Origin of the sequence: Oryzibacillus soli (assembly GCF_051594765.1) — a bacterium.
Classification (GTDB): Bacteria; Bacillota; Bacilli; order Paenibacillales; family NBRC-103111; genus Paenibacillus_AR.
Genome location: NZ_JBPPGJ010000150.1, coordinates 1 through 252, shown reverse-complemented (window position 1 = coordinate 252; position 252 = coordinate 1). Strand labels below are relative to the sequence as shown.

At 44.8% G+C, this 252-nt stretch carries 1 protein-coding gene; it reads left to right on the top strand.

Annotated features, from left to right (window positions below):
- Positions 1-61: 61 nt before the first annotated feature.
- Positions 62-252: hypothetical protein (locus tag ACSEXW_RS28495; RefSeq protein ID WP_438449532.1), on the top strand; the 191-nt coding region annotated here is incomplete at its 3' end.

The following is a 252-nucleotide window of genomic DNA, read 5'->3' as shown; positions in this document are numbered from 1 at the left end:
AGTATTGAATATCTTGATGGGTAAAGACCTTAAGACGATTTCGTTCAGGAATCCCTTGATCTTGAACCCCATCGTTTTTAAGAATCAAGGTTCCGTCGAACGAGATGATTGCTCGCAGTCCATCTCCAGTCGGGTTCTTGGTTCTATTGGGGGGTTCAAGATCTTGATTCCTGATGGGCTTTCTTCTTTAGGTTCTGGACAATTGCAGATAACGTTGTTGTATTCACGAACCCTCACTGGCTTAAGGGGCGC